This window comes from uncultured Microbacterium sp., assembly GCF_964244775.1.
GTDB lineage: Bacteria > Actinomycetota > Actinomycetes > Actinomycetales > Microbacteriaceae > Microbacterium.
The window spans coordinates 896,185-920,506 of record NZ_CAXTJR010000001.1; the positions used below are offsets into that span (position 1 = coordinate 896,185).

The 24,322-nt window shown below is 70.1% G+C and carries 22 protein-coding genes and 1 tRNA gene; 8 read left to right on the forward strand and 15 right to left on the reverse strand.

The genetic code is table 11. From position 1 onward, the window contains the following. Positions 1 to 25: 25 nt before the first annotated feature. From ACFE6Z_RS04325 to ACFE6Z_RS04335, 3 genes are all read right to left on the reverse strand, one after another. Positions 26 to 109: transfer RNA gene (locus ACFE6Z_RS04325), tRNA-Leu, on the reverse strand. A gap of 88 nt (positions 110 to 197) precedes the next feature. Next, complete coding sequence (locus ACFE6Z_RS04330) at positions 198 to 1,286, reverse strand: VIT1/CCC1 transporter family protein (protein WP_375384435.1); 1,089 nt, start codon at positions 1,284 to 1,286, stop codon at positions 198 to 200. A 122-nt stretch (positions 1,287 to 1,408) separates the two neighbouring features. Further along, entirely contained in the window at positions 1,409 to 3,271 is a 1,863-nt protein-coding gene (locus ACFE6Z_RS04335; protein WP_375384654.1) for a DEAD/DEAH box helicase, read from the reverse strand. A 157-nt stretch (positions 3,272 to 3,428) separates the two neighbouring features. Between ACFE6Z_RS04335 and ACFE6Z_RS04340 the strand changes: the two genes are divergently transcribed. Further along, positions 3,429 to 4,295 (forward strand): SGNH/GDSL hydrolase family protein, encoded by an 867-nt coding sequence (locus tag ACFE6Z_RS04340; protein ID WP_375384436.1) that lies wholly within the window; start codon positions 3,429 to 3,431, stop codon positions 4,293 to 4,295. A gap of 44 nt (positions 4,296 to 4,339) precedes the next feature. On the opposite strand, the gene ACFE6Z_RS04345 is transcribed toward ACFE6Z_RS04340, so the two are convergent. Beyond that, positions 4,340 to 5,152 (reverse strand): TrmH family RNA methyltransferase, encoded by an 813-nt coding sequence (locus tag ACFE6Z_RS04345; RefSeq protein WP_375384437.1) that lies wholly within the window; start codon positions 5,150 to 5,152, stop codon positions 4,340 to 4,342. Between the two features lie 98 nt (positions 5,153 to 5,250). Here ACFE6Z_RS04345 and ACFE6Z_RS04350 point away from each other — a divergent pair, with 98 nt between their 5' ends. Continuing rightward, positions 5,251 to 6,102: a Sir2 family NAD-dependent protein deacetylase gene (locus ACFE6Z_RS04350; RefSeq protein WP_375384438.1), complete on the forward strand. Its 852-nt coding sequence runs from the start codon at positions 5,251 to 5,253 to the stop codon at positions 6,100 to 6,102. 13 nt (positions 6,103 to 6,115) lie between these two features. Then, positions 6,116 to 6,715 (forward strand): histidine phosphatase family protein, encoded by a 600-nt coding sequence (locus ACFE6Z_RS04355; protein WP_375384439.1) that lies wholly within the window; start codon positions 6,116 to 6,118, stop codon positions 6,713 to 6,715. Between the two features lie 4 nt (positions 6,716 to 6,719). Here ACFE6Z_RS04355 and ACFE6Z_RS04360 read toward each other — a convergent pair whose 3' ends face one another. Genes ACFE6Z_RS04360 through ACFE6Z_RS04380 form a run of 5 tightly spaced genes read right to left on the reverse strand, consistent with a single transcriptional unit; the run spans position 6,720 to position 12,767 of the window. Next, complete coding sequence (locus ACFE6Z_RS04360; protein WP_375384655.1) at positions 6,720 to 7,526, reverse strand: HpcH/HpaI aldolase/citrate lyase family protein; 807 nt, start codon at positions 7,524 to 7,526, stop codon at positions 6,720 to 6,722. An 11-nt stretch (positions 7,527 to 7,537) separates the two neighbouring features. Next, a complete protein-coding gene (locus ACFE6Z_RS04365; RefSeq protein WP_375384440.1) occupies positions 7,538 to 8,056 on the reverse strand; it encodes a MaoC family dehydratase in 519 nt (172 codons plus the stop codon). Positions 8,057 to 8,084: 28 nt separating this feature from the next. Further along, the gene (locus ACFE6Z_RS04370; RefSeq protein ID WP_375384441.1) at positions 8,085 to 9,242 is read right to left on the reverse strand and encodes an acyl-CoA dehydrogenase family protein; all 1,158 of its coding nucleotides are present in this window, start codon (positions 9,240 to 9,242) and stop codon (positions 8,085 to 8,087) included. A 7-nt stretch (positions 9,243 to 9,249) separates the two neighbouring features. Continuing rightward, positions 9,250 to 11,187, reverse strand: coding sequence for an acetyl/propionyl/methylcrotonyl-CoA carboxylase subunit alpha (locus ACFE6Z_RS04375; RefSeq protein ID WP_375384442.1), 1,938 nt, complete (start codon positions 11,185 to 11,187; stop codon positions 9,250 to 9,252). 5 nt (positions 11,188 to 11,192) lie between these two features. After that, on the reverse strand, positions 11,193 to 12,767 hold the full coding sequence (locus ACFE6Z_RS04380; RefSeq protein WP_375384443.1) for a carboxyl transferase domain-containing protein: 1,575 nt from the start codon (positions 12,765 to 12,767) through the stop codon (positions 11,193 to 11,195). 105 nt (positions 12,768 to 12,872) lie between these two features. On the opposite strand from ACFE6Z_RS04380, the gene ACFE6Z_RS04385 reads away from it, so the two are divergent. Next, positions 12,873 to 13,469, forward strand: a complete 597-nt coding sequence (locus ACFE6Z_RS04385) for a TetR/AcrR family transcriptional regulator (RefSeq protein WP_375384444.1) — start codon at positions 12,873 to 12,875, stop codon at positions 13,467 to 13,469. Between the two features lie 65 nt (positions 13,470 to 13,534). After that, positions 13,535 to 15,136 carry a D-alanyl-D-alanine carboxypeptidase/D-alanyl-D-alanine-endopeptidase gene (dacB, locus tag ACFE6Z_RS04390; protein WP_375384445.1) on the forward strand — a complete coding sequence of 534 codons (1,602 nt, stop codon included), beginning with the start codon at positions 13,535 to 13,537 and terminating at the stop codon, positions 15,134 to 15,136. A 65-nt stretch (positions 15,137 to 15,201) separates the two neighbouring features. On the opposite strand, the gene ACFE6Z_RS04395 is transcribed toward dacB, so the two are convergent. The 4 genes from ACFE6Z_RS04395 to pdhA all read right to left on the reverse strand — a co-directional run bounded on the left by ACFE6Z_RS04395 (position 15,202) and on the right by pdhA (position 20,442). After that, positions 15,202 to 16,713, reverse strand: coding sequence for a DEAD/DEAH box helicase (locus ACFE6Z_RS04395; RefSeq protein ID WP_375384446.1), 1,512 nt, complete (start codon positions 16,711 to 16,713; stop codon positions 15,202 to 15,204). Between the two features lie 266 nt (positions 16,714 to 16,979). Further along, positions 16,980 to 18,305, reverse strand: a complete 1,326-nt coding sequence (locus ACFE6Z_RS04400) for a dihydrolipoamide acetyltransferase family protein (RefSeq protein ID WP_375384447.1) — start codon at positions 18,303 to 18,305, stop codon at positions 16,980 to 16,982. Next, complete coding sequence (locus ACFE6Z_RS04405; RefSeq protein ID WP_375384448.1) at positions 18,302 to 19,312, reverse strand: alpha-ketoacid dehydrogenase subunit beta; 1,011 nt, start codon at positions 19,310 to 19,312, stop codon at positions 18,302 to 18,304. Before ACFE6Z_RS04405 ends, ACFE6Z_RS04400 begins: the two co-directional genes overlap by 4 nt. After that, a complete protein-coding gene (pdhA, locus tag ACFE6Z_RS04410; RefSeq protein WP_375384449.1) occupies positions 19,309 to 20,442 on the reverse strand; it encodes a pyruvate dehydrogenase (acetyl-transferring) E1 component subunit alpha in 1,134 nt (377 codons plus the stop codon). The genes ACFE6Z_RS04405 and pdhA overlap by 4 nt, the downstream gene beginning before the upstream one ends. Positions 20,443 to 20,608: 166 nt before the next feature. On the opposite strand from pdhA, the gene ACFE6Z_RS04415 reads away from it, so the two are divergent. Then, positions 20,609 to 21,082: an Lrp/AsnC family transcriptional regulator gene (locus ACFE6Z_RS04415; RefSeq protein WP_375384450.1), complete on the forward strand. Its 474-nt coding sequence runs from the start codon at positions 20,609 to 20,611 to the stop codon at positions 21,080 to 21,082. Here the strand turns inward: ACFE6Z_RS04415 and ACFE6Z_RS04420 are convergent. Beyond that, positions 21,054 to 22,046, reverse strand: coding sequence for a DMT family transporter (locus ACFE6Z_RS04420; protein WP_375384451.1), 993 nt, complete (start codon positions 22,044 to 22,046; stop codon positions 21,054 to 21,056). The genes ACFE6Z_RS04415 and ACFE6Z_RS04420 overlap by 29 nt on opposite strands. Before the next feature lie 72 nt (positions 22,047 to 22,118). Here ACFE6Z_RS04420 and ACFE6Z_RS04425 point away from each other — a divergent pair, with 72 nt between their 5' ends. Beyond that, a complete protein-coding gene (locus tag ACFE6Z_RS04425) occupies positions 22,119 to 22,673 on the forward strand; it encodes a CGNR zinc finger domain-containing protein (protein ID WP_375384452.1) in 555 nt (184 codons plus the stop codon). Here the strand turns inward: ACFE6Z_RS04425 and ACFE6Z_RS04430 are convergent. Continuing rightward, positions 22,633 to 23,526, reverse strand: a complete 894-nt coding sequence (locus ACFE6Z_RS04430) for an alpha/beta fold hydrolase (protein WP_375384453.1) — start codon at positions 23,524 to 23,526, stop codon at positions 22,633 to 22,635. The two genes, ACFE6Z_RS04425 and ACFE6Z_RS04430, sit on opposite strands and share 41 nt — an antisense overlap. A gap of 23 nt (positions 23,527 to 23,549) precedes the next feature. Between ACFE6Z_RS04430 and ACFE6Z_RS04435 the strand changes: the two genes are divergently transcribed. Next, positions 23,550 to 24,320: a 3'-5' exonuclease gene (locus ACFE6Z_RS04435; RefSeq protein ID WP_375384454.1), complete on the forward strand. Its 771-nt coding sequence runs from the start codon at positions 23,550 to 23,552 to the stop codon at positions 24,318 to 24,320. Positions 24,321 to 24,322: the final 2 nt, after the last annotated feature.

A 24,322-nucleotide genomic window follows, 5' to 3' on the forward strand; every position in this document is an offset into this window, starting at 1 on the left:
CCCTCATCGGGGCCCTTTTCGTTCGTGCGCGAGGGGGGACTTGAACCCCCACGCCCTTTCGGGCACTAGCACCTCAAGCTAGCGCGTCTACCTATTCCGCCACCCGCGCATGGGTGAGGTTGTCTCCAACCGAAGATCGACATTATCACGTCCGCCGACGCCGCCCGAATCGGGCCGGGCGCCCAGGCGCGGGCGGATCATCCCATCGACACCCCGAACAGCAGCCCGAGGACGTAGGTGATCGCGGCCGCGCCGTATCCGATGAGCAACTGCCGGAGCGCACGGCGCAGGGGCGGACCGCCCGAGAGCAGCCCGACCATCGCTCCCGTCGACATCAGTGCGATGCCGACGAGCAGCAGCGCCGTCAGCACGGCGGGTAGACCTGAGAGGCCGAACAGCCAGGGCAGGACGGGGATGATCGCGCCGGATGCGAAGAAGAGGAAGCTCGAGATCGCGGCGCCCCACGCTCCGCCCACCACCTCGTGATCGTCGCCGACCTCGACGGGTCGCTGGTACGGGACGCTCTGGTCTGCCGCGTGCGCTTCGGCGATGATGCGCCGCGCGGTATCGAGCGCCTCGTCCTCCGACAGGCCGCGGGTGCGGTAGACGAGCGCGAGCTCGTTGGCATCGAGGTCGAGGAACGGAAGCGCGGTGTCGGCGAAATTGTTCGGTTCGGTCGCCTCGAGCAGCTCGCGCTGCGATCGCACCGAGACGAACTCGCCCGCCCCCATCGAGAGGGCGCCGGCCAGCAGACCCGCGATCCCGCTGAACAGCACGAACTGCGGCGGCGCGCCGGTCGCCCCGATCCCGAGGATCAGCGCAAGGTTCGAGACGAGCCCGTCGTTCGCGCCGAACACCGCCGCGCGGAAGGTGCCGGACAGACGTCGTCGCCCGCGCGCTGCAAGCCCGCGGACCACCTCGTGGTGGATCCTCTCGTCTGCGGCCATTCTCGGCGTCGCGAACGGCTCGCTTTCGTACGGCGACCGACCCTCCGCGTTCTGCGCGAGCGCGAGGACGAAGATCGAGCCGAACCGCTTGGCCATCCACGCCAGCACCACGGTGCCCGCATCGGGGCGCGGGGCCTTGGCCGGCTCGCCACCGAGGAGGGTCAGCCAATGCTCCTCATGCCGGCCCTCGGCATCGGCGAGCGCGAGCAGGATCTCGCGCTCCTCGCCGTCGCGCCGCGCGGCGAGCTGACGGTACACGGTCGCCTCGGCGCGCTCCGTGACGAGGTAGCGCGCCCAGCGCTTCCTGTCGTGGGCGGTAGGAAGGGCAGGCGCGCTCACAGTGGCCTCCAGGCGGTGGAACAGAACCCTTCAACGCTAGCCAGCGGTCGCGCGCCCGGTTGCACCACGGCGGGCATTGCCAGCATTTCGGGGGTCCGAAGCGGCGCTCCACAGCGAATGGCTCAAGAGCGGATCCGCGAGCGCAGCACGTCGATCCTCGCCTGCAGCTGGGCGACGGTGGCCTGAGCGACGGCAGGCCCCCCGCACATGCGGCGCAGCTCGGTGTGCACCGCCCCGTGCGAATCTCCGGTCTGACGAGCGTAGAGCCCGACGAGGCTGTTGAGCAGCTGCCGCTGCTCTTTGAGCGTGCGATGCAGCGCCGCGGGAAGCGCGGGCGCGACCTGCCCCGGCCCATTCCCCTCCGCGGCCTCGCGCACGCTCCGATGCCGCCCCTGGCGCGCCTGCCGTTGCAGCAGGAGCTCGTGGACGTGCTCGGGCTCGAGCAGTCCGGGCAGCCCCAGGAACTCCTCCTCCTCGGGCGTGCCGGGCACGGCGAGCTGACCGAACTCCTTGCCGTCGAACAGCACGCGGTCGAAGTGGGCGAGCGATCCGAGCGCCTGATAGGTGAATTCCTCGGTGAGGGCATCGGATGCTGAATCCTCGCGCTCGGCAGCATCCATCAGATCTTCTTCGGCGTTCCACTCGTCGCTGTCGCCGTCGCGATCCAGGGCGTGGTCGCGCTGGCGCTCGAGCTCGCCCGCGAGTGCGAGGAGGGAGGGGACGTTCGGAAGGAAGATGCTGGCGGTCTCACCACGCCGGCGGGCGCGGACGAATCGCCCGATCGCCTGGGCGAAGAACAGCGGTGTCGACGCCGAGGTCGCATACACCCCGACCGCGAGCCGGGGCACGTCCACGCCTTCGGACACCATGCGGACGGCGACCATCCACCTGCTCGTCCCGGTGGAGAACGCGTCGATCCGCGCCGAGGACTCGGCCTCGTCCGACAGGACGACGGTCGGCGCCTCGCCGGTGACCTCGCGGAGGATCTCGGCGTAGGCCCGCGCGGCGGTCTGGTCGGTCGCGATCACCAGGCCCCCGGCATCCGGAACCTGCTCCCGCACCTCGGTCAGCCGGCGGTCTGCCGACCGCAGCACCGCCGGGATCCAGTCGCCCTGCGGATCGAGCGCGGTGCGCCACGCCTGCGCCGTGATGTCTTTCGTGTTGTCCTGCCCGAGCCGGGCCTCCATCTCGTCGCCGGTCTTGGTGCGCCAGCGCATCTGCCCGGCGTAGACCATGAAGATCACCGGCCGCACGACCCCGTCTTCGAGGGCGCGACGGTAGCCGTAGCTGTAGTCGGTACGCGAGATCCGGATGCCGTGCTCGTCGGGGTGGTACTCCACGAACGGGATGGGCGCGGTGTCGCTGCGGAACGGCGTGCCCGACAGGAGCAGGCGGCGGGTCGCGCGGCGGAACGCGTCACGGAGAGCCTCGCCCCAGCTGAGCGCATCGCCGCCGTGGTGCACTTCGTCGAGGATCACGAGCGTGCGCTTGTCGAGGATGAGGCTCTCGTGCACCGACGACTTCACCGCCACCTGCGCGTAAGTGATCGCGACCCCGTGGAAGTGGCGAGCGGGCGCCGAGTGGCGGTTGCTGAAGGAAGGGTCGAGCCGGATCGAGACGCGGGCCGCAGCATCCGCCCACTGAGTCTTCAGGTGCTCGGTCGGCGCGACCACCACGATCCTGTCGATCACGCGCCTGCGCATGAGCTCACTCGCGAGGCGCAGGGCGAACGTGGTCTTGCCGGCGCCGGGGGTGGCCGCGGCCAGGAAATCGCGCGGACCCGAACCTGCGCCATCCGGCCCGTCGAGGCGGAAGTACAGGTCGAGGGCTTCGGCCTGCCATGCGCGCAGCCGCTGCGCGGTGCCCCACGGCGCGCGCTGCGGATACGAGGGCGACAGGTGCTCGGCGGCGAAACCGCCGAGGTGCTCGGTCGACTCGACCTCGGTGAATCCCGCGACGGGTGATGCGGTCTGCTGGTCGTCCACCGCGATCACCGCCCCTCGACGTCGGCACCCCTCGCGCACGACGACTCACCACTGTAGACGAGCGCCACGACATCGAGGGCCTCGGCCAGGGCGTACGGACAACCCCCGTCGGACGGCGCGAGTAGGCTCGGAGTCGGCCGCGATCGGAGGAGATGACATGCCCGCTTCAGACGATTCCCTGCCGGCCGCGCTGCCCCCCGACAACCCTTCCCCGCACCCGTGGCGACGCTATGCAGCGCTCGGGGACTCGTTCACCGAGGGGATCGGCGATCCCGAACCCCACTCCCCCGACGGGCATCGTGGGTGGGCCGATCGCGTCGCCGAAGTGCTGTCGCGGCAAGTGCCCGACTTCGCCTACGCGAACCTCGCCGTGCGCGGAAAGCTGATCGCCCAGATCGCTGCCGAGCAGATCGATCCGGCGCTCGCGCTCAAACCCGATCTGATCACGTTCTCGGCGGGCGGCAACGACGTGATCCGCCCCGGCACCGATCCCGACGAGATCGCCGCGCTGTTCGAAGACGCCGTCGTCCGGTTGAGCCGCGATGGCGCCACGATCGTGGTGTTCACCGGCATCGATACGAATTTCACTCCGGCACTCCGCCTGTTCCGCGGCAAAGTCGCGATCTACAACGAGAACATCCGGGCGATCGCCGAGAAGTACGACTGCATCGTGGCAGACCAGTGGGCGCTCAAAGAGGTGCAGGATCCGCGCTTCTTCGACGTCGACCGGCTGCACTACAACCCGCTCGGACACCACGAGGTCGCCAGGATGGTGTTGCGGGCGCTGAACGTGCCCAACGACCTCCAGCCCATGCAGCCCGACCCGCTGCCGCCGACGACGTGGCGCGAGGCCCGCACGGGCGATATCGTCTGGGCGCGCTCGCATCTGATGCCGTGGGTGCTGCGGCGTCTCCGCCATGAGTCGTCCGGAGACAGGATCACCGCGAAGCGACCCGAGCCGCTGCCCATCATCACGCTCGCGCCGGGGCGGGATGCTGCGGCCGGGCCGGGCGAGCTGGTCTGAGCGCCCAGTACGCTACGGGTGCTGCTCCCGCAGCGCCCAGAGCCCTACGGGTGCTGCTCCCGCAGCGCCCAGAGCGCCACGGCGCCGGCGGCAGCGACGTTCAGCGAATCCACCCCGCCGGCCATCGGGATCGTGACCACCGAATCCGCCGCCTCGAGCGCACGGCGGCTGAGTCCGTCGCCCTCCGCCCCGAGCAGCAGCGCGACGCGGTCGGGTGGATCTGCGGCGAACACATCCAGCGCGATGGCGCCGTCGGCCAGCGCGAGGGCGGCGATGTGAAACCCGGCGTCGTGCAGCTGCCCTCGAGCCTCACGCCATTCGGGCAGCCGCGTCCACGGCACCTGGAACACCGTCCCCATGCTCACCCGCACGCTGCGGCGATACAGCGGATCCGCGCACCGGGGCGAGACGAGCACCGCATCGGCGCCGATGCCGGCGGCGCTGCGGAAGGCCGCGCCCACGTTCGTGTGATCCATGATGTCTTCCAGCACGAGCACGCGCCGCGCGCCGTCGAGCACCTCTGCGACCGTCGGCAGAATGGGTCGGTGCATCGCGGCGAGCAGTCCGCGATGTACCGCGTACCCGGTCACCCGTTCGGCGATCGCCGCGTCCACGACGTACACAGGCACCTCTGCCGCCACACCGCCCAAAGCCTCCACATCCGGCAGCCACTTCTCCTGCACCAGCACCGACCGCGGTCGGTGACCCGCCTCGAGGGCACGGCTGAGCACCTTCGCCGACTCCGCGATGTAGAGGCCGCCGTCCGGCTCGAGGAGACGGCGCAGCGCGACATCCGTCAGCGACCGATAGTCGGCGAGCCTCGGATCGTCCTCGGACGAGATGTGCACGGTCGGCATGGCGTTCCTCCTCCCCGAGTCTTGCAGGCCCGCCCCGGCCGCCCGAAACATCCCGGAAAACCGAGCCGCCTACACTCGAAGCTCGGGGAGGTGATCGCATGACGATCCTGGCGGAGCTCGACACGCAGGCGACGGCCATGCTCGGCCGTGCGATCGACGCCCTGGCCGGACGCCGCGTCGCGATCCTCACCGGCGCCGGCGTATCGACCGATTCCGGCATCCCCGACTATCGCGGCAAAGGCGCCCCCACCCGCACGCCGATGACGGCCGACCAGTTCCTCGGCAGCCATGCCGCCCGCCAGCGATACTGGGTCGGCAGCCACCTCGGCTGGCGCTCCTTCGCCGCAGCGGGCCCGAACCCCGGCCACGAGGCGATCGCCGCACTCGAGGGATCGGGGATCGCCACCGGCGTGGTGACCCAGAACGTCGACGGCCTGCACGTGCGCGCGGGCAGCCGCCGCGTCGTCGAACTGCACGGCACGATGCGGCGCGTCTTCTGCACCCACTGCGGCCAGGTGTTCGACCGGCGCGACCTCGCGGTGCGCGTCGAGGCGGCCAACCCCTGGATCGCCGTCGACGAGAACGTCGTCCTCGGCCCCGACGGCGACGTGCGGCCCGAGACGGCCGTCGACTTCCTCGTTCCCGACTGCACGGTCTGCGGCGGCATGCTCAAGCCCGATGTCGTGTTCTTCGGCGAGTTCATCCCGGCCGAGAAGTTCCGCGAAGCCGAGCAGCTCGTGCAGACCAGCCAGGCGCTCCTGGTGGCCGGGTCATCCCTCGTCGTCAACTCCGGCATCCGGCTCGTCGAACGTGCTCGCCGGCGCCGCCTCCCGGTCGTCATCATCAACCGCGGAGCGACGAGGGCCGACAGCCGTGCCACCGTGAAGATCGACGCCGGCGCCAGCGAAGTGCTCAGCGCGCTCGCCACGGCGCTGCCTGCGGCTCGCTGAATCGAGGAGACCAGTGACCATCCTGACGCTCGTGCGCCACGGCGAGACCGACTGGAATCGCGATCGGCGCATCCAGGGCACCACAGACATCCCCCTGAACGACACGGGCAGGCAGCAGGCACGGGATGCCGCAGCCGACCTCGGCGTCCAACTCGAGGGCCCTGTGGTGATCGTCAGCAGCGACCTGTCCAGGGCGCGCGAGACCGCGCAGATCATCGCCGCCGAGCTGGGCCTGCCGCTGCCGCGGCAGTACGCCGAGCTTCGCGAGCGGGCCTACGGAGCGGCCGAGGGCATCAGCTCCGACGAATTCTTCACCCGCTGGGGCGACTGGCACACCGCCGAGGTGCCCGACGCCGAGACGAGGCCGCAGCTGCGCACCCGCGCGCTCGCGGCCCTTCGCCGCGTGAGCGCCGACGCACGGCGCGACACCGCCCCGATCGCCGCGTCGCTGGTCGTCGTCACGCACGGCGCCCTGATCCGCGAGGTGATCCGGCACGCGACGCGCGAAGAGTTCCCGGCCGACGGCGAACGCCTCGGCAACGGCTCTGCCACCACCTTCCTCCTCGAACGCGAACGCCTCCGCCTGCTCACTTACAGCGGGGTCGTGGCGTAGGCGGTCAGGCCGAAGGCGACTGAGCGCGGCTCAGCACGCTGCGCGCGTGTCGCAGGACCGGCTCGTCGACCATGCGGCCGGCGTAGGTGAACACACCGCTGTGCGTGCGCGCGGCCGACAGCACCGCACGCGCCCAGCCGATCGTCGCGGCATCCGGGCGGTACGCGCCTCGGATGATCTCGACCTGACTCGGGTGGATGCACGCGGTGGCGGCGAATCCGGATGCTGCCGCATCGGCCGCCTCGATGGCGAGCCGCTTCGTGTCCGAGATGTCGAGGTGCACGGCGTCGATCGCAGCCTTGCCGTGGGCGCCTGCGGCCAGCAGCACGCGCGACCGGGCGTAGCGGGCGATGTCGCGGTAGCCGCCCTTGGACTTGCGGCTGGAGGTGCCGCCGAGGCTCGCCACGAGGTCTTCCGCTCCCCACATCAGCGCGACGACCTGGTCGTGCGCGGCGAGCTTCTCGGCGGCCGCCACTCCCTTGGCCGTCTCGCAGAGGGCGATGAGCGAGAACCGCCGGTCGAGGGCCTTCAGCGCCTTCGGGCTCTCGGCCTTCGCGATCATCACGGTGCGGTAGTCGGTCTGCGACAGCGAGGCCAGATCCGAGACGAAGCCGTCGGTGCCGGGCGGGTTGACCCGCACGATCACCCGGTCGGGGTCGAGCTCCGACTCGATCACGGCGCCGCGCGCCGCCGACTTGGCCGCCGGCCCCACCGCGTCCTCCAGGTCGAGGATCACGGCGTCGGCGCGCTCCAGCGCCTTCGCGAACCTCTCGGGGCGGTCAGCGGGGCAGAACAGCAGCGCGGGACCCATCTGGAAGCCGCTCACGACAGCTCCCCCGTCGCGGGCGCCGCATCCGCGCACCACACCAGAGCGACCCTCGTCGCGGCGGCGACGATCACGCCGTGCTGGTTGCGGCCCGTGTGCGCCATCGTCACCACGCCCTGCCCCGGGCGCGAGGCAGAGGCGCGCTTGGCGATGATCTCGGTCTGCACGGTGAGGGTGTCGCCGGCGAACAGCGGTGCGGGGAACGCGATGTCGGTCAGGCCGAGCTGGGCCACGAGCGTCCCCTGGGTGAGCTGACCCACCGACAGCCCGACCATCGTCGAGAGGGTCCACATCGAGTTGATCAGGCGCTGACCGAACGGCTGCGTGGCCGAATACGCGGCATCCAGGTGCAGAGCCTGCGCATTCATCGTGAGCGACGAGAACAGCACGTTGTCAGCCTCGGTCGCGGTGCGTCCGGGGCGGTGGGCGTACCGCACGCCCACTTCGAACTCGTCGAAGTACAGCCCGCGCTGCACGATCTCGCGCACAGGCGCCGGCACGTCGTGTTCGGTCACGCTGCTCACGCTACCGTTCGGCCCCGGCTCACTCGAGACCGAGTGCCCGTGAGATCACCAGCAGCTGCACCTCGGTCGTGCCCTCGCCGATCTCGAGGATCTTCGAATCGCGGTAGTGCCTGGCCACCGGGTACTCGTTCATGAAGCCGTTCCCGCCGAAGATCTGCGTCGCGTCGCGCGCGTTGTCCATGGCGGCATCGCTCGCGGTCAGCTTGGCGACCGCCGCCGCGGTCTTGAAGGGCTTCCCCGCGTCTCGGAGCCTCGCTGCGTGATGCCACGCCAGCCGCGCGTTGTGCACGCGCAGGTGCATGCGGGCGATCGTGAACTGCACGTTCTGGCGGGTGGAGAGCGCCTCGCCGAAGACCGTCCGCTTCTTGGCGTAGTCGATCGCGGCCTCCAGGCACCCCTCGGCGGCGCCCGTCGACAGCGCGGCGATCGCGATGCGACCCTCGTCGAGGATGTGCAGGAAGTTGGCGAACCCGCGGCCGCGCTCCCCCAGCAGATTCGCTTCGGGCACGCGCGCGTCGACGAATGTCAGCGGATGCGTGTCGGACGCATGCCAGCCCACCTTGTCGTACGCCGGCTCAACGGTGAAACCGGGCGTGGCGTTGGGCACGATGATCGTGGAGATCTCTTTCCGGCCCGAGGTCTCGCCGGTGACGGCCGTCACCGTCACGAAGCGCGTGATGGCGGTGCCCGAGTTCGTGATGAACTGCTTCGCGCCGTTCACCACCCACTCGCCGGTTCCCGCGTCCAGGCGCGCAGTGGTGCGGGTGGCTCCGGCATCCGATCCTGCTTCCGGCTCGGTGAGTCCGAACCCGGCCAGCGCACGCCCGGCGAGAAGCTCCGGCAGCAGCTCGCGCTTCTGCTCCTCGGTGCCGAAGCGGAACACCGGCATCGCGCCGAGACTCACGCCTGCCTCGAGCGTGATCGCGATGGACTGGTCGACGCGGCCCAGAGCCTCGATCGCGAGGCAGAGCGCGAAGTAGTCGCCTCCTTGCCCGCCGTACTCTTCGGGGAACGGCAGACCGAACAGGCCGAGCTCGCCCATCTGCGCCACGACCTCGAGCGGGAGAGTGTGGGTGCGATCCGCCTCGTACGCGCGCGGGGCGACGACCTCCTCGGCGAACTCGCGCACCATCGTCGCGAGCTCGCGCTCGTCGTCGGTCAGGTTCGGGTGGTCCATTGCTCTCCTATTCAGCAGACTCGGTGACACGGGCGAGCACCTGATCGCGCCGCACCTGGTCGCCGACGGCGGCGTCGAGGCGGACGATTCCGTCGAGCGGGGCGGTCATCGGGTGCTCCATCTTCATCGCCTCGATCGTGAGGATGCGGTCGCCCGCGGCGACCGTCGCGCCGTCGGCGACGTGCACCGCGACGACGGCTCCCGGCATCGGGGCCTTGAGCTGCGGGTCGGCCGTGCCCGCGGCAAGCTCCCGGCGCGCGAGGCGCAGCTCTGCCGCTGCGCGGCGCGACAAGGGGCGGAGCGCCGCGGTGTGGCCCGCGACATGCACCCACACTCGCCCGTCCGCATCCGGCCCGGCCACCAGCGCGTCGTCCGCGTCGCCGGGGTCGGCCGCGACGATGCCCCCGGCGGAGGTCTCGAAGCGCTGCACGACACTGACGGCGGGCGATCCGATCCGCCACCCCCTGCGGGCCGCCCACAACGGGCCGACCGCGTTGACGGTGGGCGGGTGCGACGCGGCGAGATATGTCGCCGCGGCCGCCAGGGCTCCCGGGCTCGGCACGGGATCCTCGAACGGCGGCAGCCGATCGATCAGGCCGGTGTCGAGGTCGCCGGCCTGTACCGCGGGATCGGCGAGCAGCGTGCGCAGGAATCCGATGTTCGAGTCGACTCCGAGCAGGACGGTACGGGCGAGGGCGCCGTCGAGCCGCTCGAGGGCGGATGCTCGATCCTCGCCCCACCCGATCACCTTGGCGATCATCGGGTCGTAGTCGGCCGAGACGGTGCTGCCGGTCTCGACCGCGGCATCCGTACGCACGTCGACAGGCTCAGCGGTCGCGCTTGTCATCGGGCTCGAGGCCGCCCGCCACAGCAGCACCTCACCCGTTGCGGGCAGGAAGCCGCGCGCGGGCGCCTCGGCGTACACGCGCGCCTCGATCGCATGACCGTCCAGGCGCACGTCGCGCTGTGCGATCGGCAGCCGTTCGCCCGCGGCCACCCGCAGCTGCAGTTCGACCAGATCGAGCCCGGTGACGAGCTCGGTGACCGGATGCTCGACCTGCAGGCGGGTGTTCATCTCGATGAAGAAGAACTCGTCCGGGCGGCCCGTCGCGACCAGGAATTCGACGGTGCCCGCTCCGAGGTAGTCGACGCTCGCCGCAGCGGCGCACGCGGCCGCACCCAGCCGGGCTCGAGTGCTGGCGTCGACGACGGGCGACGGCGCTTCTTCGATGACCTTCTGGTGGCGGCGCTGCAGCGTGCATTCGCGTTCGCCCAGATGGATCACGCTGCCGTGCGCGTCGGCGAACACCTGCACCTCGATGTGCCGTGGCCGATCGATGAGGCGCTCCAGCAGCAGCGTGTCGTCTCCGAAGGCGGCCGAGGCCACCCGTCTGGCGGTCGCGAGAGCATCGCGGAGCTCGGCGGGTTCGCGGACGATCTGCATGCCCTTGCCCCCGCCGCCCGCGGACGGCTTGATCAGGAGCGGCAATCCGACGCGCTCCGCCTCCCGGACGATCTCGTCATCTCCCATGCCGCGGGCGCTGAATCCCGGCACCACCGGCACGCCGTGGCGTGCGACGTGCTCCTTGGCGCGGATCTTGTCGGCCATGACCTCGAGCGCGCGCCGGCCGGGCCCGATGAAGACGATGTCAGCCGCGGCGCAGGCCTCGGCGAACGCCGCGTTCTCCGACAGGAACCCGTACCCCGGGTGGATCGCCTGCGCACCCGTCTGGTGGGCGGCAGCGATCACCGCGTTGATATCGAGATACGAATGGGATGCCGCGGCCGGCCCGATCCGCACCGCGGCGTCCGCCTCACGGACGTGCGGCGCCTCCGCGTCGGCGTCGCTGTACACGGCGACGGAGCGGATGCCGAGCCGCCGGAGGGTGCGGATCACCCGGCGCGCGATCTCGCCGCGATTTGCGACCAGCACGGTGTCGAACATGCCGCTCACATCCGGAACACGCCGAAGCGCGTATCGGGAAGGGGTGCGCGCGCGATCACGTCGAGCGCGAGACCGAGCAGGTCGCGGGTGTCCATCGGATCGATCACGCCGTCGTCCCAGAGCCGGGCGGTGGCGTAGTAGGGGTTTCCCTGCTCGTCGTAGCGCGCACGGATCGGCGCCTCGAACGCAGCCTGATCATCTTCGGACCACTCTTCGCCGCGCGCCTCGAGCTGGTCGCGCTTGACCGTGGCGAGCACCGACGCCGCCTGCGGCCCGCCCATCACGGAGATGCGGCTCGCCGGCCAGGTCCACAGGAACCGGGGCGAGTACGCGCGTCCGCACATCGAATAGTTCCCGGCGCCGAACGAGCCGCCGACCACCACGGTGAGCTTGGGCACCCGCGTGGTGGCGACCGCCGTGACCATCTTGGCGCCGTCTTTCGCGATGCCGCCGGCCTCGGCATCCCGCCCCACCATGAAGCCGGAGATGTTCTGCAGGAACAGCAGCGGAATGCCGCGCTGGTCGCACAGCTCGATGAAGTGCGCGCCCTTCTGCGCCGACTCGGAGAAGAGCACCCCGTTGTTGGCGACGATGCCGACCGGGTGACCGTGGATGTGCGCGAAGCCGGTCACCAGCGCGTCGCCGTATTCGCGCTTGAACTCGTGCAGGTCGCTGCCGTCGACCAGCCGCGCGATCACCTCGCGGACGTCGTAGGGCTGATTCACATCCACCGGCACCACGCCGTAGAGGCCGGCCGGATCCACGGCGGGTTCGCGGGCCGCCGTGATCTCCCACGCCGGCGCCGCGGGAGGCGGAAGCGTCGCGACGATGTCGCGCACGATCTCGAGCGCGTGCTCGTCGTCTTCGGCGAGGTGGTCGACGACGCCCGATCGCCGCGCGTGCAGCTCTGCGCCCCCGAGTTCTTCCGGCGTGACGATCTCGCCGATGGCGGCTTTCACGAGGGGCGGACCGCCGAGGAAGATCGTGCCCTGCCCGCGGACGATCACCGTCTCGTCGCTCATCGCGGGCACGTACGCGCCGCCCGCGGTGCATGAGCCCAGCACGGCGGCGATCTGCGGAATGCGCTCGGCCGACATGCGCGCCTGGTTGTAGAAGATCCGGCCGAAGTGGTCGCGATCGGGAAAGACCTCGTCCTGCGCGGGGAGGAACGCGCCGCCCGAGTCCACGAGGTAGATGCACGGGAGCCGGTTCTCCACGGCGATCTCCTGCGCGCGCAGGTGCTTCTTCACCGTCAACGGGAAGTACGTGCCGCCCTTGACCGTCGCATCGTTGCAGACGACCATGACGTGCCGGCCGTGCACCAGGCCGATTCCGGCGATCACCCCGGCGGCGGGCGCCTCGTCGTCGTAGAGCCCGGCCGCGGCGAGCGGGGCGATCTCGATGAACGGACTCCCCTCGTCGAGCAGGCGGTCCACCCGCTCGCGCGGGAGCAGCTTCCCGCGCGCGACGTGCCGCTCCCGCGACGACGCAGGTCCGCCGAGGGATGCCGTGGCCAGCCGTTCACGGAGGTCGCGTGCGAGCGCGGCTTGCGCCTCGCCACCGGTCGGCAGCACGCTCATGTCATCTCCCTCGACGTCACGATCGGATCACGCCGGTTGTCGGGGCGCGATCACATTGGTTAGTGTTCACTAACTGTGAATCTAGGTTAGCGAGGGTTAACTGAAATGGCAAGCGGGCTGACCGAACGCGATCGCGCGAAGGCCGACCGGCAGTCGTCGCTGCTGCGCGAGGCGGCCCGCCTGTTCGCAGAGCGCGGCTTCGCCGGGGTCAGCCTCGAGGAGCTCGGTGCCGCCGTCGGAGTCAGCGGGCCGGCCGTCTACCGCCATTTCGCGAACAAGCAGGCCCTCCTCGGCGCGATCCTCGTCCGGGTCAGTGAGAGGCTGCTGGACGGCGGTCGCGGGGTGATCACGGCGCTGGATGATCCGGATGCTCAGCTCGAGGCACTCGTGCGGTTCCACGTCGACTTCGCCCTCACCGACGCGGATGTCATCCGCGTGCAGGACAGAGAGCTGGAGAGCCTGAGCGACGACGACCGTCATCGCGTGCGCCGCCTGCAGCGCGAGTACGTCGGGATCTGGATGTCGGTGCTCGCGCACCTGCACCCCGGCAGATCCGAGAGCGATCTGCGCGTGCGGGCGCACGCGTGCTTCGGGCTCATCAACTCCACCCCGCACAGCGTGCGGGGGCAGCGCGGGGTCCCCGCAGACAGCACGGTCCGCAGCATCCTCGAATCGATGGCGACAGCCGCCCTCACCGTCTGACGCTCGCCGAGAGACACGGCCTGGGTCGGCTCCCGCGGTCCCGGGGGATGCGCCACAGTGAGAGCATGACGCTCTCACTTCGCACCGCGCGCCTCGCCGGCCTGGTCGGACTCGCCGCGATCGCCACCGTCGTCGCAGGCTGCACGGCGGAGCCGCCCATTCCCGTTCCGACCGCCGGCGACGTCTCGGTGATGCCGCCCGCGGTGCAGGCGATCATGGACGACCCGGCCTACGCGGGCGCGCGCTGGGGCCTGAGTCTCGTCGACGTCGAGAGCGGCGAGGTGCTTCTCGCCCTGAACACCGATCAGAAGTTCCAGATGGCCTCGACCGCGAAGATCCTGTCGGTGAACGCGGCCCTCGAGAAGCTCGGAGCGGACCACACGATCGACACACCGGTCATCGCTACGGGGCCGATCGCCGACGGCACCCTCGCCGGTGATCTCGTGCTGCGCGGCATGGGCGACCTCACACTCGGAAACGGTGTGAAGCCCGACGGCACGATCGATGTGCAGATCTTCGACCACTACGACGCCAACGCGCTGCCGGGCCAAGCGACCCTCTCGCCGATCGACCCCCTGTCCGGTCTCGACGCCCTCGCCGCGCAGGTCGAAGCCGCCGGGGTGACACGGATCGCCGGCGATGTCATGGTCGACGACCGCCTATGGGACCCCTTCGCGGCGGACGGTGTCCCGATCACGCCGATCGTGGTGAACGACAATCTCGTCGACTTCGTCATGACCCCTGGTGCCGCAGCCGGCCACCCGGTCACGAGCACGTGGCGGCCGCAGACGGCCGCGTACAGGCCGACCTTCGACGTGACCACAGGTGAGGTGGGGAGCCCAATCGACCTCGACATCGTCCCCGGGGTCGGCGGCGCTCTCACGATCTCCGGCAGTGTGCCTGCCGGCGCCTCTCCGGTCGTGTACACGTACCAGGTCGCCGACCCGGCGACGTGGGCACGGACGCTCTTCATCGAGGCGCTCGGGCGTGCCGGTGTCGAGGTGTCGACCGACCCGCTTTCGGCCAATCCCGCGGCGTTGCCCCCATCCGCGGAACTGGATGCGACCACACCGATCGCGCGCTACACCTCACCGCCCTTCTCCGAGACCGCGCGTCTCATCAACAAGGTCAGTCACAACCTCGGCGCAAACCAGCTCCCACTCCTGCTCGCGTCGCAGGAGGGCAAGCGCACACTCGAGGACGGGATCGCGACCGAGATGTCGGTGCTCAGGAAGGGCGGCCTGACGACCGACGAAGTCACGATCACGGACGGCCAAGGGCTGCCGCCCAATCACATCCAGCCCGCCGCCTTCACGGACTACCTCAGATACCTCACGACGACACCGACCTTCGACACGTTCTACGACTCGACCCCGATCCTCGGAGTGGACGGGTCCCTCGCGAAGGTGCTCGAGGACGGCGACCCGGCGAAAGGCAAGGCCCACGCGAAGACGGGAACGCTCGTGGGCAAAGATGCCGACGGCGACTTCGTGCTCACGACCAAGGCGCTCGCCGGGTATCTCGACGCGAAGAGCGGTCGCGAGCTCGCGTTCGCGATCTACGTGAACGACGTGCCGATTCCCCGCCCGGTCGACATCGGGAAAGTCGCCCTCACGGCGAACACCGACATCGGCTCGATCGCGTCGGCGCTGTACAGCGCGTACTGAGCCCGTTGCGCGCACACGACGAAGAAGGACCCGGGTCATGACCCGGGTCCTTCTTCACTGCCGACTCAGCCCTGGGCGCGACGGTTCGTGCGCTGCGGGTTGCGGCCGACGGTGTCGCCGACGCGCATTCCGCCCGAGCGGCCATGACCCTGGGCGGGCCGAGCCTGACCGGAGCCCTGCGCCGGGCGTGGCTGCCCCGAGCCGCCCGAGCGCTGCGAGGATGCGCCTGCGGTGCCCGAGCCTTCGCGCGGAGCGCGCTTGCGCTGCCCGCCTGCGCCCTGCGAACGGCCGGCCGCCGACTGGCCGCCACCCGAGCGACCGGCACCGGAGCGGCCGCCGCCGGAGCGCCCACCGCCCGAACCCTGCTGCTCCTGGCGGGGCTGCGGCTTGACGTACTCCGCCGCCGGTCCGACGAGCTCGGAGACCTGGGGCGAGTCGTGGCGCACCGCGATCGCGGTCACGGCGATGGCCGCCTTGCGCAGCAGCGCCTCGGTGTCCTTGCGCTGCGCGGGAAGCATCACGGTCACGACATCGCCCGCGCTGCCCGCACGCGCGGTGCGACCGGAACGGTGCAGGTACGCCTTGTGCTCGGTGGGCGGGTCGACGTGCACCACGAGCTCCACGTCATCGACGTGCACGCCGCGGGCTGCGACATCCGTGGCCACCAGGACGCGGACAGAACCGTCGCCGAACGCGGCCAGATTGCGGTCGCGCTGCGGCTGCGAGAGGTTGCCGTGCAGGTCGACGGCGGGGATGCCCTGGTCGGTGAGCTGCTTGGCGAGCTTCTTCGCGTGGTGCTTGGTGCGCATGAAGAGGATGCGGCGGCCCTTGCCGCGTGCGAGGGCGTGGACGAGATCGCGCTTGGTGTCGGCATCCGCGGTCTCGAAGACGTGATGGGTCATCGCAGCGACGGGCGAGTTGGCCTCGTCGACGGAGTGGAGCACCTCGTTCTGCAGGAAGCGGCGCACGAGCTTGTCGACGCCGTTGTCGAGCGTCGCCGAGAACAGCAGGCGCTGACCGCCCTGGGGCGTCTTGTCGAGGATGCGGGTGACCACCGGCAGGAAGCCGAGGTCGGCCATGTGGTCGGCCTCGTCGAGCACGGTGATCTCGATGGCGTCGAGCGTGACGAACCGCTGCTGCATGAGGTCTTCGAGCCGGCCAGGGCAGGCGACGATGATGTCGACCCCGGCCTTGAGCGCGTCGACCTGACGCTTCTGGTTCACGCCGCCGTAGATCGTGGTGGTCTTCAGCCCATACGCGGCCGCCAGCGGAGCGAGCACCGCGTCGATCTGGGTCGCGAGCTCGCGGGTCGGTGCCAGGACCATGCCGAGCGGGCGTCCGGCGCGCCGGCTGCCGCCGGCGAGCTTGCCGCCGAGGCGGGCGACCATCGGAAGCGCGAACGCGAGCGTCTTGCCCGAGCCGGTCTTTCCGCGGCCGAGCACGTCGCGCCCGGCGAGGGTGTCGGGGAGCGTGTCGACCTGGATGGGGAAGGGTTCGTTCTTGCCCTGCTCGGCGAGCACGCGCACGAGCGGTGCCGGAACGCCGAGGGAGGCGAAGGAAGGAGTGTCGGTAGACATGGGTGTGCCTTTCGGGCAGCTTGCTCCGACCGCCGATCGGGCGGGAAGGAGCCGGTGCAGCAATGGTGGTGCACCGAGGAGTGGCGAAGGCGTCGGGCGACGCATCCGTTCGCCGTGAGAAGCTTCAGCATGTCTGCGGGGCTCGGGGCCTGCCGCAGCATGAAGGGGTCGTTCTGACGACGCAGGAAACCCGGATCGGGTTCGCAAGTGTCTTCAGTCTAGCGGATGCGGGTCTCCCCGAAGCGCACGGCGCGCGCTGCCCCTTCTCAGCGCAGCAGCATCGCCCTGCCGGGCTCGCGCAGCACGTCCGCCACGGCGACCAGGAATCGCGCACCCTGCTCTCCGTCGACGAGCCGGTGATCGAATGACAGCGCGAGCGTCATCACGTCTCGGAGGGCCACCTCGCCGTGATGCTCCCACGGCTGCCGACGGACGGCGCCGAGGGCGAGGATGCCCGCCTCGCCCGGATTGAGGATCGGCGTCCCCGCGTCGATGCCGAACACGCCGACGTTCGTCAGCGAGAAGGTTCCGCCGGTCATCGCGGCCGGCGGGGTCTTGCCCGCGCGCGCGATGGAGGCAAGCTCGCCGATCGCGTCGGCGAGCTCGATCAGACTCAGCTGTTCGGCGTCGCGGATGTTCGGCACGACCAGGCCCCGGCCGGTCGCTGCCGCGATGCCGAGATTGACGTAGTGGTGCTCGACGATCTCGCCGGCATCGCCGTCCCAGCGTGAGTTGAGGGCGGGATGCCGCGGCAGAGCGAGGCAGACGGCCTTGGCCGCGACCGCCATGATGCCGATGCGGTGTCCTTCCAGCATCCGATCGCCCTTCAACGACGCGACCAGTTCGGTCGTGGCGCTGACGTCCACAGTGAGGAAGGTCGTCACGTGCGGCGCGGTGAAGGCGCTGCGCACCATCGCATCGGCGGTCATCCGGCGCACTCCGCGAATCGGCGTGCGGCTGGTGCGCTGTGCAGAGTCGCGCGTTGCCGGCGGCACGGGTGCGGGCGCATCTCTCCGGCGGGCGAACTCCTCGACATCGATGCGGGTGATCACGGGGCCCGCAGCGGATGCCTCGACCAGCGCCAGATCGATCCCGAGATCCTTCGCGAGCTTGCGTACGGGTGGCGTCGACCGAGGGCGTTCGCGCGCACGCTCCACGACCGCGCTGATCGCGTCGTGCGGGGACGCCGCGAGCACGGCCGCGTCGACTGTCGGGCGGGGGCTGTGCGCGGCACGTGCGCGGCGCTGCGGGCGAACGGCGCTGCGCGGAGCGGCACCGTACCCGACCAGGTTCGGCTGCGCCTTCTCCTCTTCTTCCGCCCCCTCCTCCCCCGCCCCTTCTCCGCCCGAATCGAACGAGACGACCACTGATCCGACCGGCACCACGTCGCCCGCCGCGGCGTGCAGAGCGTGGATCATCCCGGCATGGGGTGAGGGAAGCTCCACGAGCGCCTTCGCTGTCTCGACCTCGGCGATCACCTGGTTGAGCGCGACGGTGTCACCCTCGGCCACGAGCCATTGCACGAGTTCGGCCTCCTGCAGGCCCTCGCCCAGATCGGGCAGGCGGAAGTCCACGATCGCAGAGTTCGTCACAGCGACACTCCGCTCATGCTGTTCGGCCGGTCCAAAACCCTGTCGACGGCGTCGAGGATCCGGTCGAGGTCGGGAAGGTGGTGCTTTTCGAGCTTGGCGGGCGGGTACGGGATGTCGTGACCGGTCACGCGGACAGGCGCCGCCTCGAGGTATTCGAAACACCGCTCGGTGACGCCGGCGACGAGCTCCGCCCCCACACCCGCCTCCCTGGCGGCCTCGTGGGTCACCACCACGCGCCCGGTCTTGCGCACCGACGAGGTGACCGTGCGGTAGTCGACGGGCGACAGCGAGCGCAGGTCGATGACCTCGATCGAGACGCCGTCGTCTTCGGCGGCGGTCGCGGCATCCATCGCCGTCGTCACTTGCGCGCCGTACGTGAGCAGCGTGACATCGGTGCCTTCCCGGGCGACGCGCGCGAGCCCCATCGGGGGCGCGTCGGCGATGTCGAGGTCAAGATCCACGTCGCCCTTGGCGTGATAGAGCCGCTTGGGCTCGAAGAACACCACGGGGTCGTCCGAGGCGATCGCCTGGCGGAGCATCATGTAGGCGTCGTGGGGGTTCGAGACGGCCACGACGCGCAGGCCCGACGTGTGCACGAAGTACGCTTCGGGCGACTCGCTGTGGTGCTCGGCGGCGCCGATACCGCCCGCCCAGGGGATGCGGATCGTGATCGGCATCGTCACGGTGCCGTGCGAGCGGTAGTGCAGCTTGGCGACCTGGCAGACGATCTGGTCGAAAGCGGGGTAAACGAAGCCGTCGAACTGGATCTCGACGACCGGCCGATACCCCCGGAAGGCGAGCCCCACGGCAGTACCCATGATCGCCGACTCGGCGAGCGGGGTGTCGATCACCCGCATCCCCCCGAATTCGGACTGCAGTCCGTCCGTGATGCGGAACACTCCGCCCAGCCTGCCGATGTCCTCCCCCATCACGAGGACCTTCGGGTCATCCGCCAGCGCACGCCGAAGTCCCTCGTTCAGCGCCTTGGCCATCGTCAGGAGAGTCATCGCCCCGCTCCCGCCGTGTCGGCGAATCCGTCGAGGTAGCCCGCGAAGTGCGCACGCTGCTCGTCGAGGCCGACGTGAGGTTCGGCATAGACGTGATCGAACACGCCGATCGGAGGGCGCGACACCGCGCCGAGGCAGGCAGCGCGCACCTGCGAGCCCAGGCGGTCGGCATCCGCGGCGACATCCCGGGCGAACTCGTCGTCGAACGCCCCGAGCGAGCGGAGCAGCCTTTCGACGCGCATAAGGGGGTCGCGGAGCCGCCACCGTTCGACTTCCTCGTCGTCGCGATACCTCGTGGGGTCGTCAGAGGTCGTGTGCGGGCCCATGCGATACGTCACCGCCTCGATGAACGCCGGTCCTTCGCCGCGACGGGCGTGATCCAGCGCCCACCGCATCGCCGCCATCGAGGCGAGCACGTCGTTTCCGTCGATGCGCATGCTCGGGATGCCGAATCCCGGCGCCCGCCCTGCGATCGGGTACTTCGCCTGGACGGTCACGGGCTCGGAGATCGCCCACTGGTTGTTCGTGCACACGAACACCACCGGCGCGCGGAACGACGAGGCGAACACCATCGCCTCGTTGACGTCGCCCTGGCTCGTGGCGCCGTCGCCGAAATACGCGGCGGCCACCTGATCGGTGCCGTCGCGCTGGATGCCCATGGCGTAGCCGACGGCGTGCAGCGCCTGGGCGCCGATGATGATCTGCAGAGGGGCGGTGTTGATGGCGGCCGGGTCGTAGGTCGAGTGCTCCTCGCCGCGCCACGTCAGCACCAGCTCCGCAGGCGTGGCACCTCGCACGTGGATCACGCCGGTCTCGCGGTAGCTCGGGAACACGAAGTCGTCCGCTCGCAGCGCGCGCGCGGTGCCGACCTGGGTGGCCTCCTGGCCCAGGCAGGGCGCCCAGAGCCCGAGCTGGCCCTGACGCTGAAGGGCGACGCCCTCCGTGTCGACGCGGCGCACCAGTGCCATGTCGCGGTACAGCGACTGCAGCGCAGCGGCGTCGATATCGGCGACCCAGGGGTCGAGGTCGCGATCGGCGACGCGTTCGCCGTCCTCGGTGAGCAGGCGGGCGACGTCGAGGGCGTCGACGGCCGGGTCTGCGGTGGGGTTCAGGGTGTGCGCCATCGTCATCCCTCAAGGTCGCGGCCGGCCCTCGTGGGGCCGGTCTGCTAGAGCGTCGGCGTCGTCGCCGGACACCCTCGACGTTACGTCCGCATGACACCTAGCTCAAGCATCCGAGCATTGATTGAGCATGTTGCCAATCAGCCGGTCCGACAAGCTGATATTGTTTCGCACTATGGCAAACCTCGACCACGTCGACCTGGAGCTTCTGGCCGCCCTCGCGGGAGACCCCCGTGCCACCGTCGTCGCTCTCGCCGATCGTCTGGGGCTCTCGCGCAACACCGTGCAGGCTCGGATGGCGAAGCTCGAACGCTCCGGGGTGTTCCTCTCCTACGAGCGCGCGCTCTCATCGACGGCACTCGGGTTCCCCATCGAGGCGTTCATCAGCGTCATGGTGCGCCAGGCCGTGCTCCCCCGCATCACCGCCGAACTGCAGCGGGTGCCCGAGGTCGTGCAGGCCCATGGGCTCAGCGGTCAGGTCGACCTGCTGGTGAAGGTCGCCTGTCGCGACACCCAGCATCTGTTCGACACGGATGCGCGCATCCTCGCGATCGAAGGCGTCGAGCGCACCGAGACCTCGCTGGTGATGGGCGAGGTGATCGGCTACCGGGTCGCGCCGCTCATGGAGCTGGCACGACGGGAAGCGTAGCGGCTTCGGTACGTGGGGTGAGCGCCGAACGCGCGTCCGCGCGCACGAGGACGACTCCGACGAGGATGAGCGCGCCTCCGGCGAACTGCACGGGGGCCGGCACTTCGGCCAGGAACAGCCACGCGAAGCCGAGGGCGAACAGCACCTCCGACAGGCCCACGAACGAGGCGACGCGCGAGCCGATCCGCGGGACAGCCATCACGCCGAGGGCGTAGCCCAGCGTGGTCGCCACCGCGGCGACCCATAGCAGCGGGACGAACCACGGCACCTCGATGCCGGCAAGGACGACCGAGACGGCCGGCGCCACGAACGGCATGATGCCCGATGCGCAGAGGACGGCCATGATGACAGCCCCCGTGAGCAGACCGCCTGCGGCCAGGGCGAGCGGAGGGAGGTCATCGCTCGCGCGCTCCGCGATCACGAAGTAAGCGCACCCGCACACCGCGGCGCACAGTGCGAAGACCGTGCCGAGCAGGTCGAACGACGTGCCCGAGATGTCGACGACGAGCACGAGGCCGACCATGGCGACGACCGAGCCCCACAGTACGAGCGCAGACGGACGCCGGCGGGTGCGCGCCCACACGAAGACCACGAGCATGACGGGGGCGAGGTATTGGATGAGGAGCGCGACGCCCACCGGCAACCGCTGCATGGCGGAGAAGAAGAAGAGCTGACACCCCAGCACCGGCATCAGGCCGAACGCGAGGATGATCCTCCCGTGCCTGCGCAGGAACGACGGCTGCCGACGCATCGCCAGGACGAGCGAGGGCGAGAGCACCAGCGCAGCTACGCCCATCCGCACGAGCAGCGCAGCGCCCAGTGACCAACCGGCCTCCAGAAGCGGTTTCACGAGCGGGCCGCTCGATGAGAATGCGAGTGCGGATGCCACGGCCAGCACCAGACCGGACGAGCTCACGCGGTGGGCGTGCCCCACGTGCAGGAGCGGGAGGGTGGGGGCTGCCATCGCGAGGTCCGCCTGTCAGGAGTGAATTGAATTACACTGGTGACACTAGCGGCCGACATGTCAGGAGTCAACGTGGTATTCATTCATGACACCCGCGTGTCGCTGCAGGCCGCCGCCCAGCTCGTCAACACGCTTCCGGGATTCGGCGACGCCGATCGGCTGCAGACGCTCACCGACCTCGACGAGTACCTCGACGAGAACCGCTACAGCGGCATCGTCGTCCGCGACGAGTCGCAGCTCGCGTCGCTGCGCAGCATCCGTCCTCGCCTGCGTGAGCTGTGGGAAGTCGATCGCGATAACGCGGTCGACCTGGTCAACGCGTTGCTTCACGATGGCAGGGCCCTGCCCCGCCTCGTCCGGCACGACGATCTGGATTGGCACATCCACGCGACAGCCGACGACGCAGCACTCTCCACGCGAATACTGGTGGAGACCGCGATGGCGTTCGTCGACGTCATCCGCTCCGACGAGTACGACCGCGTGCGCATCTGCTCGGCGGACGATTGCGATTCTGTCTACATCGACTATTCGAAGAACGGATCGAAGCGCTACTGCGACACCGGTAACTGCGGGAACCGCATGAACGTCATCGCGTATCGCCAGCGGAAGGCGAGAGAAACCGCCTGATCGCTCGGGCCGCCGGCTCCGGCGTCTCGTAGTGGATGAGATGCCCGACGTCGGGGATCTCGACGAGTTCGGCGTTCGCGAACAGCGTCGCAAGGCGCCGTTCGGCCTCGATCGGGGTGATGTCGTCCTTCTGCGCCGCGATCAGGAGCGTCGGCACGCCGATGCGTGTCGCGAACTCGCTGACGTCGTGCGAGACGCTCGTGACGAAGGCGTCGTGCAGCACGTCGCGGTCGGCGAATCGCGCGAAATACGTGTCGTGCTGGTCGTGCACGAACCGGCGCAGGTCTTTGTCGGAGGTCTTGGCCATCGTCACGCTCATGATCCGGACCACCAGAGCGCTCCGCAGCACGGCGGTGCCGAGACGCTCGGGCAGGCGGGCCCCCGCCCAGTAGTAGAAGATCGCCAGCCGCGTCATGATGCCGCGCGGGCCCTCCAACGCCGGGGCCCCGATCGGATTGACCAGGATCAGCTCCGGGGTGACGAGCCCACCCGCGACGGCCGCGGACGACACGATCGACCCGAATGAATGACCCAGGATGACGGCACCGGGCGCGACCGCGCCGACGAACGCGTGCAGCCAGTCCGTGTACGCGGCGAGGTCGTGCGTGCGGCCTGGGAGCGGGAGCGTCTCGCCGAAACCGGGGAGATCGGGCGAGATGATCCGATACTCGGGCAGCAGGGCGACGACCGGCTCGAGGCCGTGGTGCTCGCCGCGGAACCCGTGGACGGCGACGATCGCCTGTGCATCCGCCGGGCCGTATTCCCAGTAGACCGTCGACCCTCCGGCGATCTGCACCTCGCGCCGCCTCGGCTGAAGGGACGCGACCGGCGCGGTGGGATGAGGAACAGGCACGCAACGATCCTAGAGTCGGCGCGATGTCGGAAGCGGTGCATACCGTGATCAGCATGGACGCGAACTCCCCTCTCTCTCCTGCGGTCGGCGGCGTCACCGGTGCGCCCTCCTGGACCCGGGTGATCGGCGTGTTCGACCTCGAGACGACCGGCGTCGACGTCTCATCGGATCGGATAGTCACCGCCCACGTCGGTCTGCTGGATGCGGGTGGCTCGGTCATCCTCGCCCGCGATTGGATCGCCGACCCGGGCATCGACATCCCCGACTCGGCGGCCGAGATTCACGGTGTCACGACCGCGCACGCACGCGCGGTCGGCTCGCCCGCGGGCGATGTCGTCGAGCAGATCGTCGAGGTGCTCCGCTCGCTGCTCGGTGCCGGCATCCCCGTCGTCGCCTACAACGCCGCCTACGACTTCTCGCTCCTGCACCACGAGGCGGAGCGCTACGGGGTGTCGCCGCTCCGCGACCCCTCGCCCGTGATCGATCCGCTGATCATCGACAAGACCTACGACCGCTACCGCCGGGGCAAGCGCACCCTCTCCGCCGTCGCGGAGCACTATGCCGTCCGGCTGGACGACGCGCACGAAGCCTCCGCTGACGCGGTCGCTGCCGGACGCATCGCCCAGACGCTGGCCGAGCGGTTCGCGGGGCTCCTGCCTCCTCGGGTCGAAGAGCTGCACACGCGGCAGATCGCCTGGGCCCGAGCGCAGGCGGCGAGCCTGACCGAATACTTCATCCGGATCGGCCGGCTCGATCCCGACGAGCGTCTCGACGGCGGGTGGCCCGTGCGATGAGG

Coding starts and splice junctions, on each gene's coding strand:
- ACFE6Z_RS04405 (WP_375384448.1), bottom strand. CDS start 19,312: ATGACTCTCCTGACGATGGCCAAGGCGCTGAACGAGGGACTTCGGCGT.
- ACFE6Z_RS04385 (WP_375384444.1), top strand. CDS start 12,873: ATGGCAAGCGGGCTGACCGAACGCGATCGCGCGAAGGCCGACCGGCAG.
- ACFE6Z_RS04340 (WP_375384436.1), top strand. CDS start 3,429: ATGCCCGCTTCAGACGATTCCCTGCCGGCCGCGCTGCCCCCCGACAAC.
- ACFE6Z_RS04420 (WP_375384451.1), bottom strand. CDS start 22,046: ATGGCAGCCCCCACCCTCCCGCTCCTGCACGTGGGGCACGCCCACCGC.
- ACFE6Z_RS04350 (WP_375384438.1), top strand. CDS start 5,251: ATGACGATCCTGGCGGAGCTCGACACGCAGGCGACGGCCATGCTCGGC.
- ACFE6Z_RS04345 (WP_375384437.1), bottom strand. CDS start 5,152: ATGCCGACCGTGCACATCTCGTCCGAGGACGATCCGAGGCTCGCCGAC.
- pdhA (WP_375384449.1), bottom strand. CDS start 20,442: ATGACGATGGCGCACACCCTGAACCCCACCGCAGACCCGGCCGTCGAC.
- ACFE6Z_RS04435 (WP_375384454.1), top strand. CDS start 23,550: ATGTCGGAAGCGGTGCATACCGTGATCAGCATGGACGCGAACTCCCCT.
- ACFE6Z_RS04380 (WP_375384443.1), bottom strand. CDS start 12,767: ATGAGCGTGCTGCCGACCGGTGGCGAGGCGCAAGCCGCGCTCGCACGC.
- ACFE6Z_RS04360 (WP_375384655.1), bottom strand. CDS start 7,526: ATGGGTCCCGCGCTGCTGTTCTGCCCCGCTGACCGCCCCGAGAGGTTC.
- ACFE6Z_RS04370 (WP_375384441.1), bottom strand. CDS start 9,242: ATGGACCACCCGAACCTGACCGACGACGAGCGCGAGCTCGCGACGATG.
- ACFE6Z_RS04415 (WP_375384450.1), top strand. CDS start 20,609: ATGGCAAACCTCGACCACGTCGACCTGGAGCTTCTGGCCGCCCTCGCG.
- dacB (WP_375384445.1), top strand. CDS start 13,535: ATGACGCTCTCACTTCGCACCGCGCGCCTCGCCGGCCTGGTCGGACTC.
- ACFE6Z_RS04395 (WP_375384446.1), bottom strand. CDS start 16,713: ATGTCTACCGACACTCCTTCCTTCGCCTCCCTCGGCGTTCCGGCACCG.
- ACFE6Z_RS04375 (WP_375384442.1), bottom strand. CDS start 11,187: ATGTTCGACACCGTGCTGGTCGCAAATCGCGGCGAGATCGCGCGCCGG.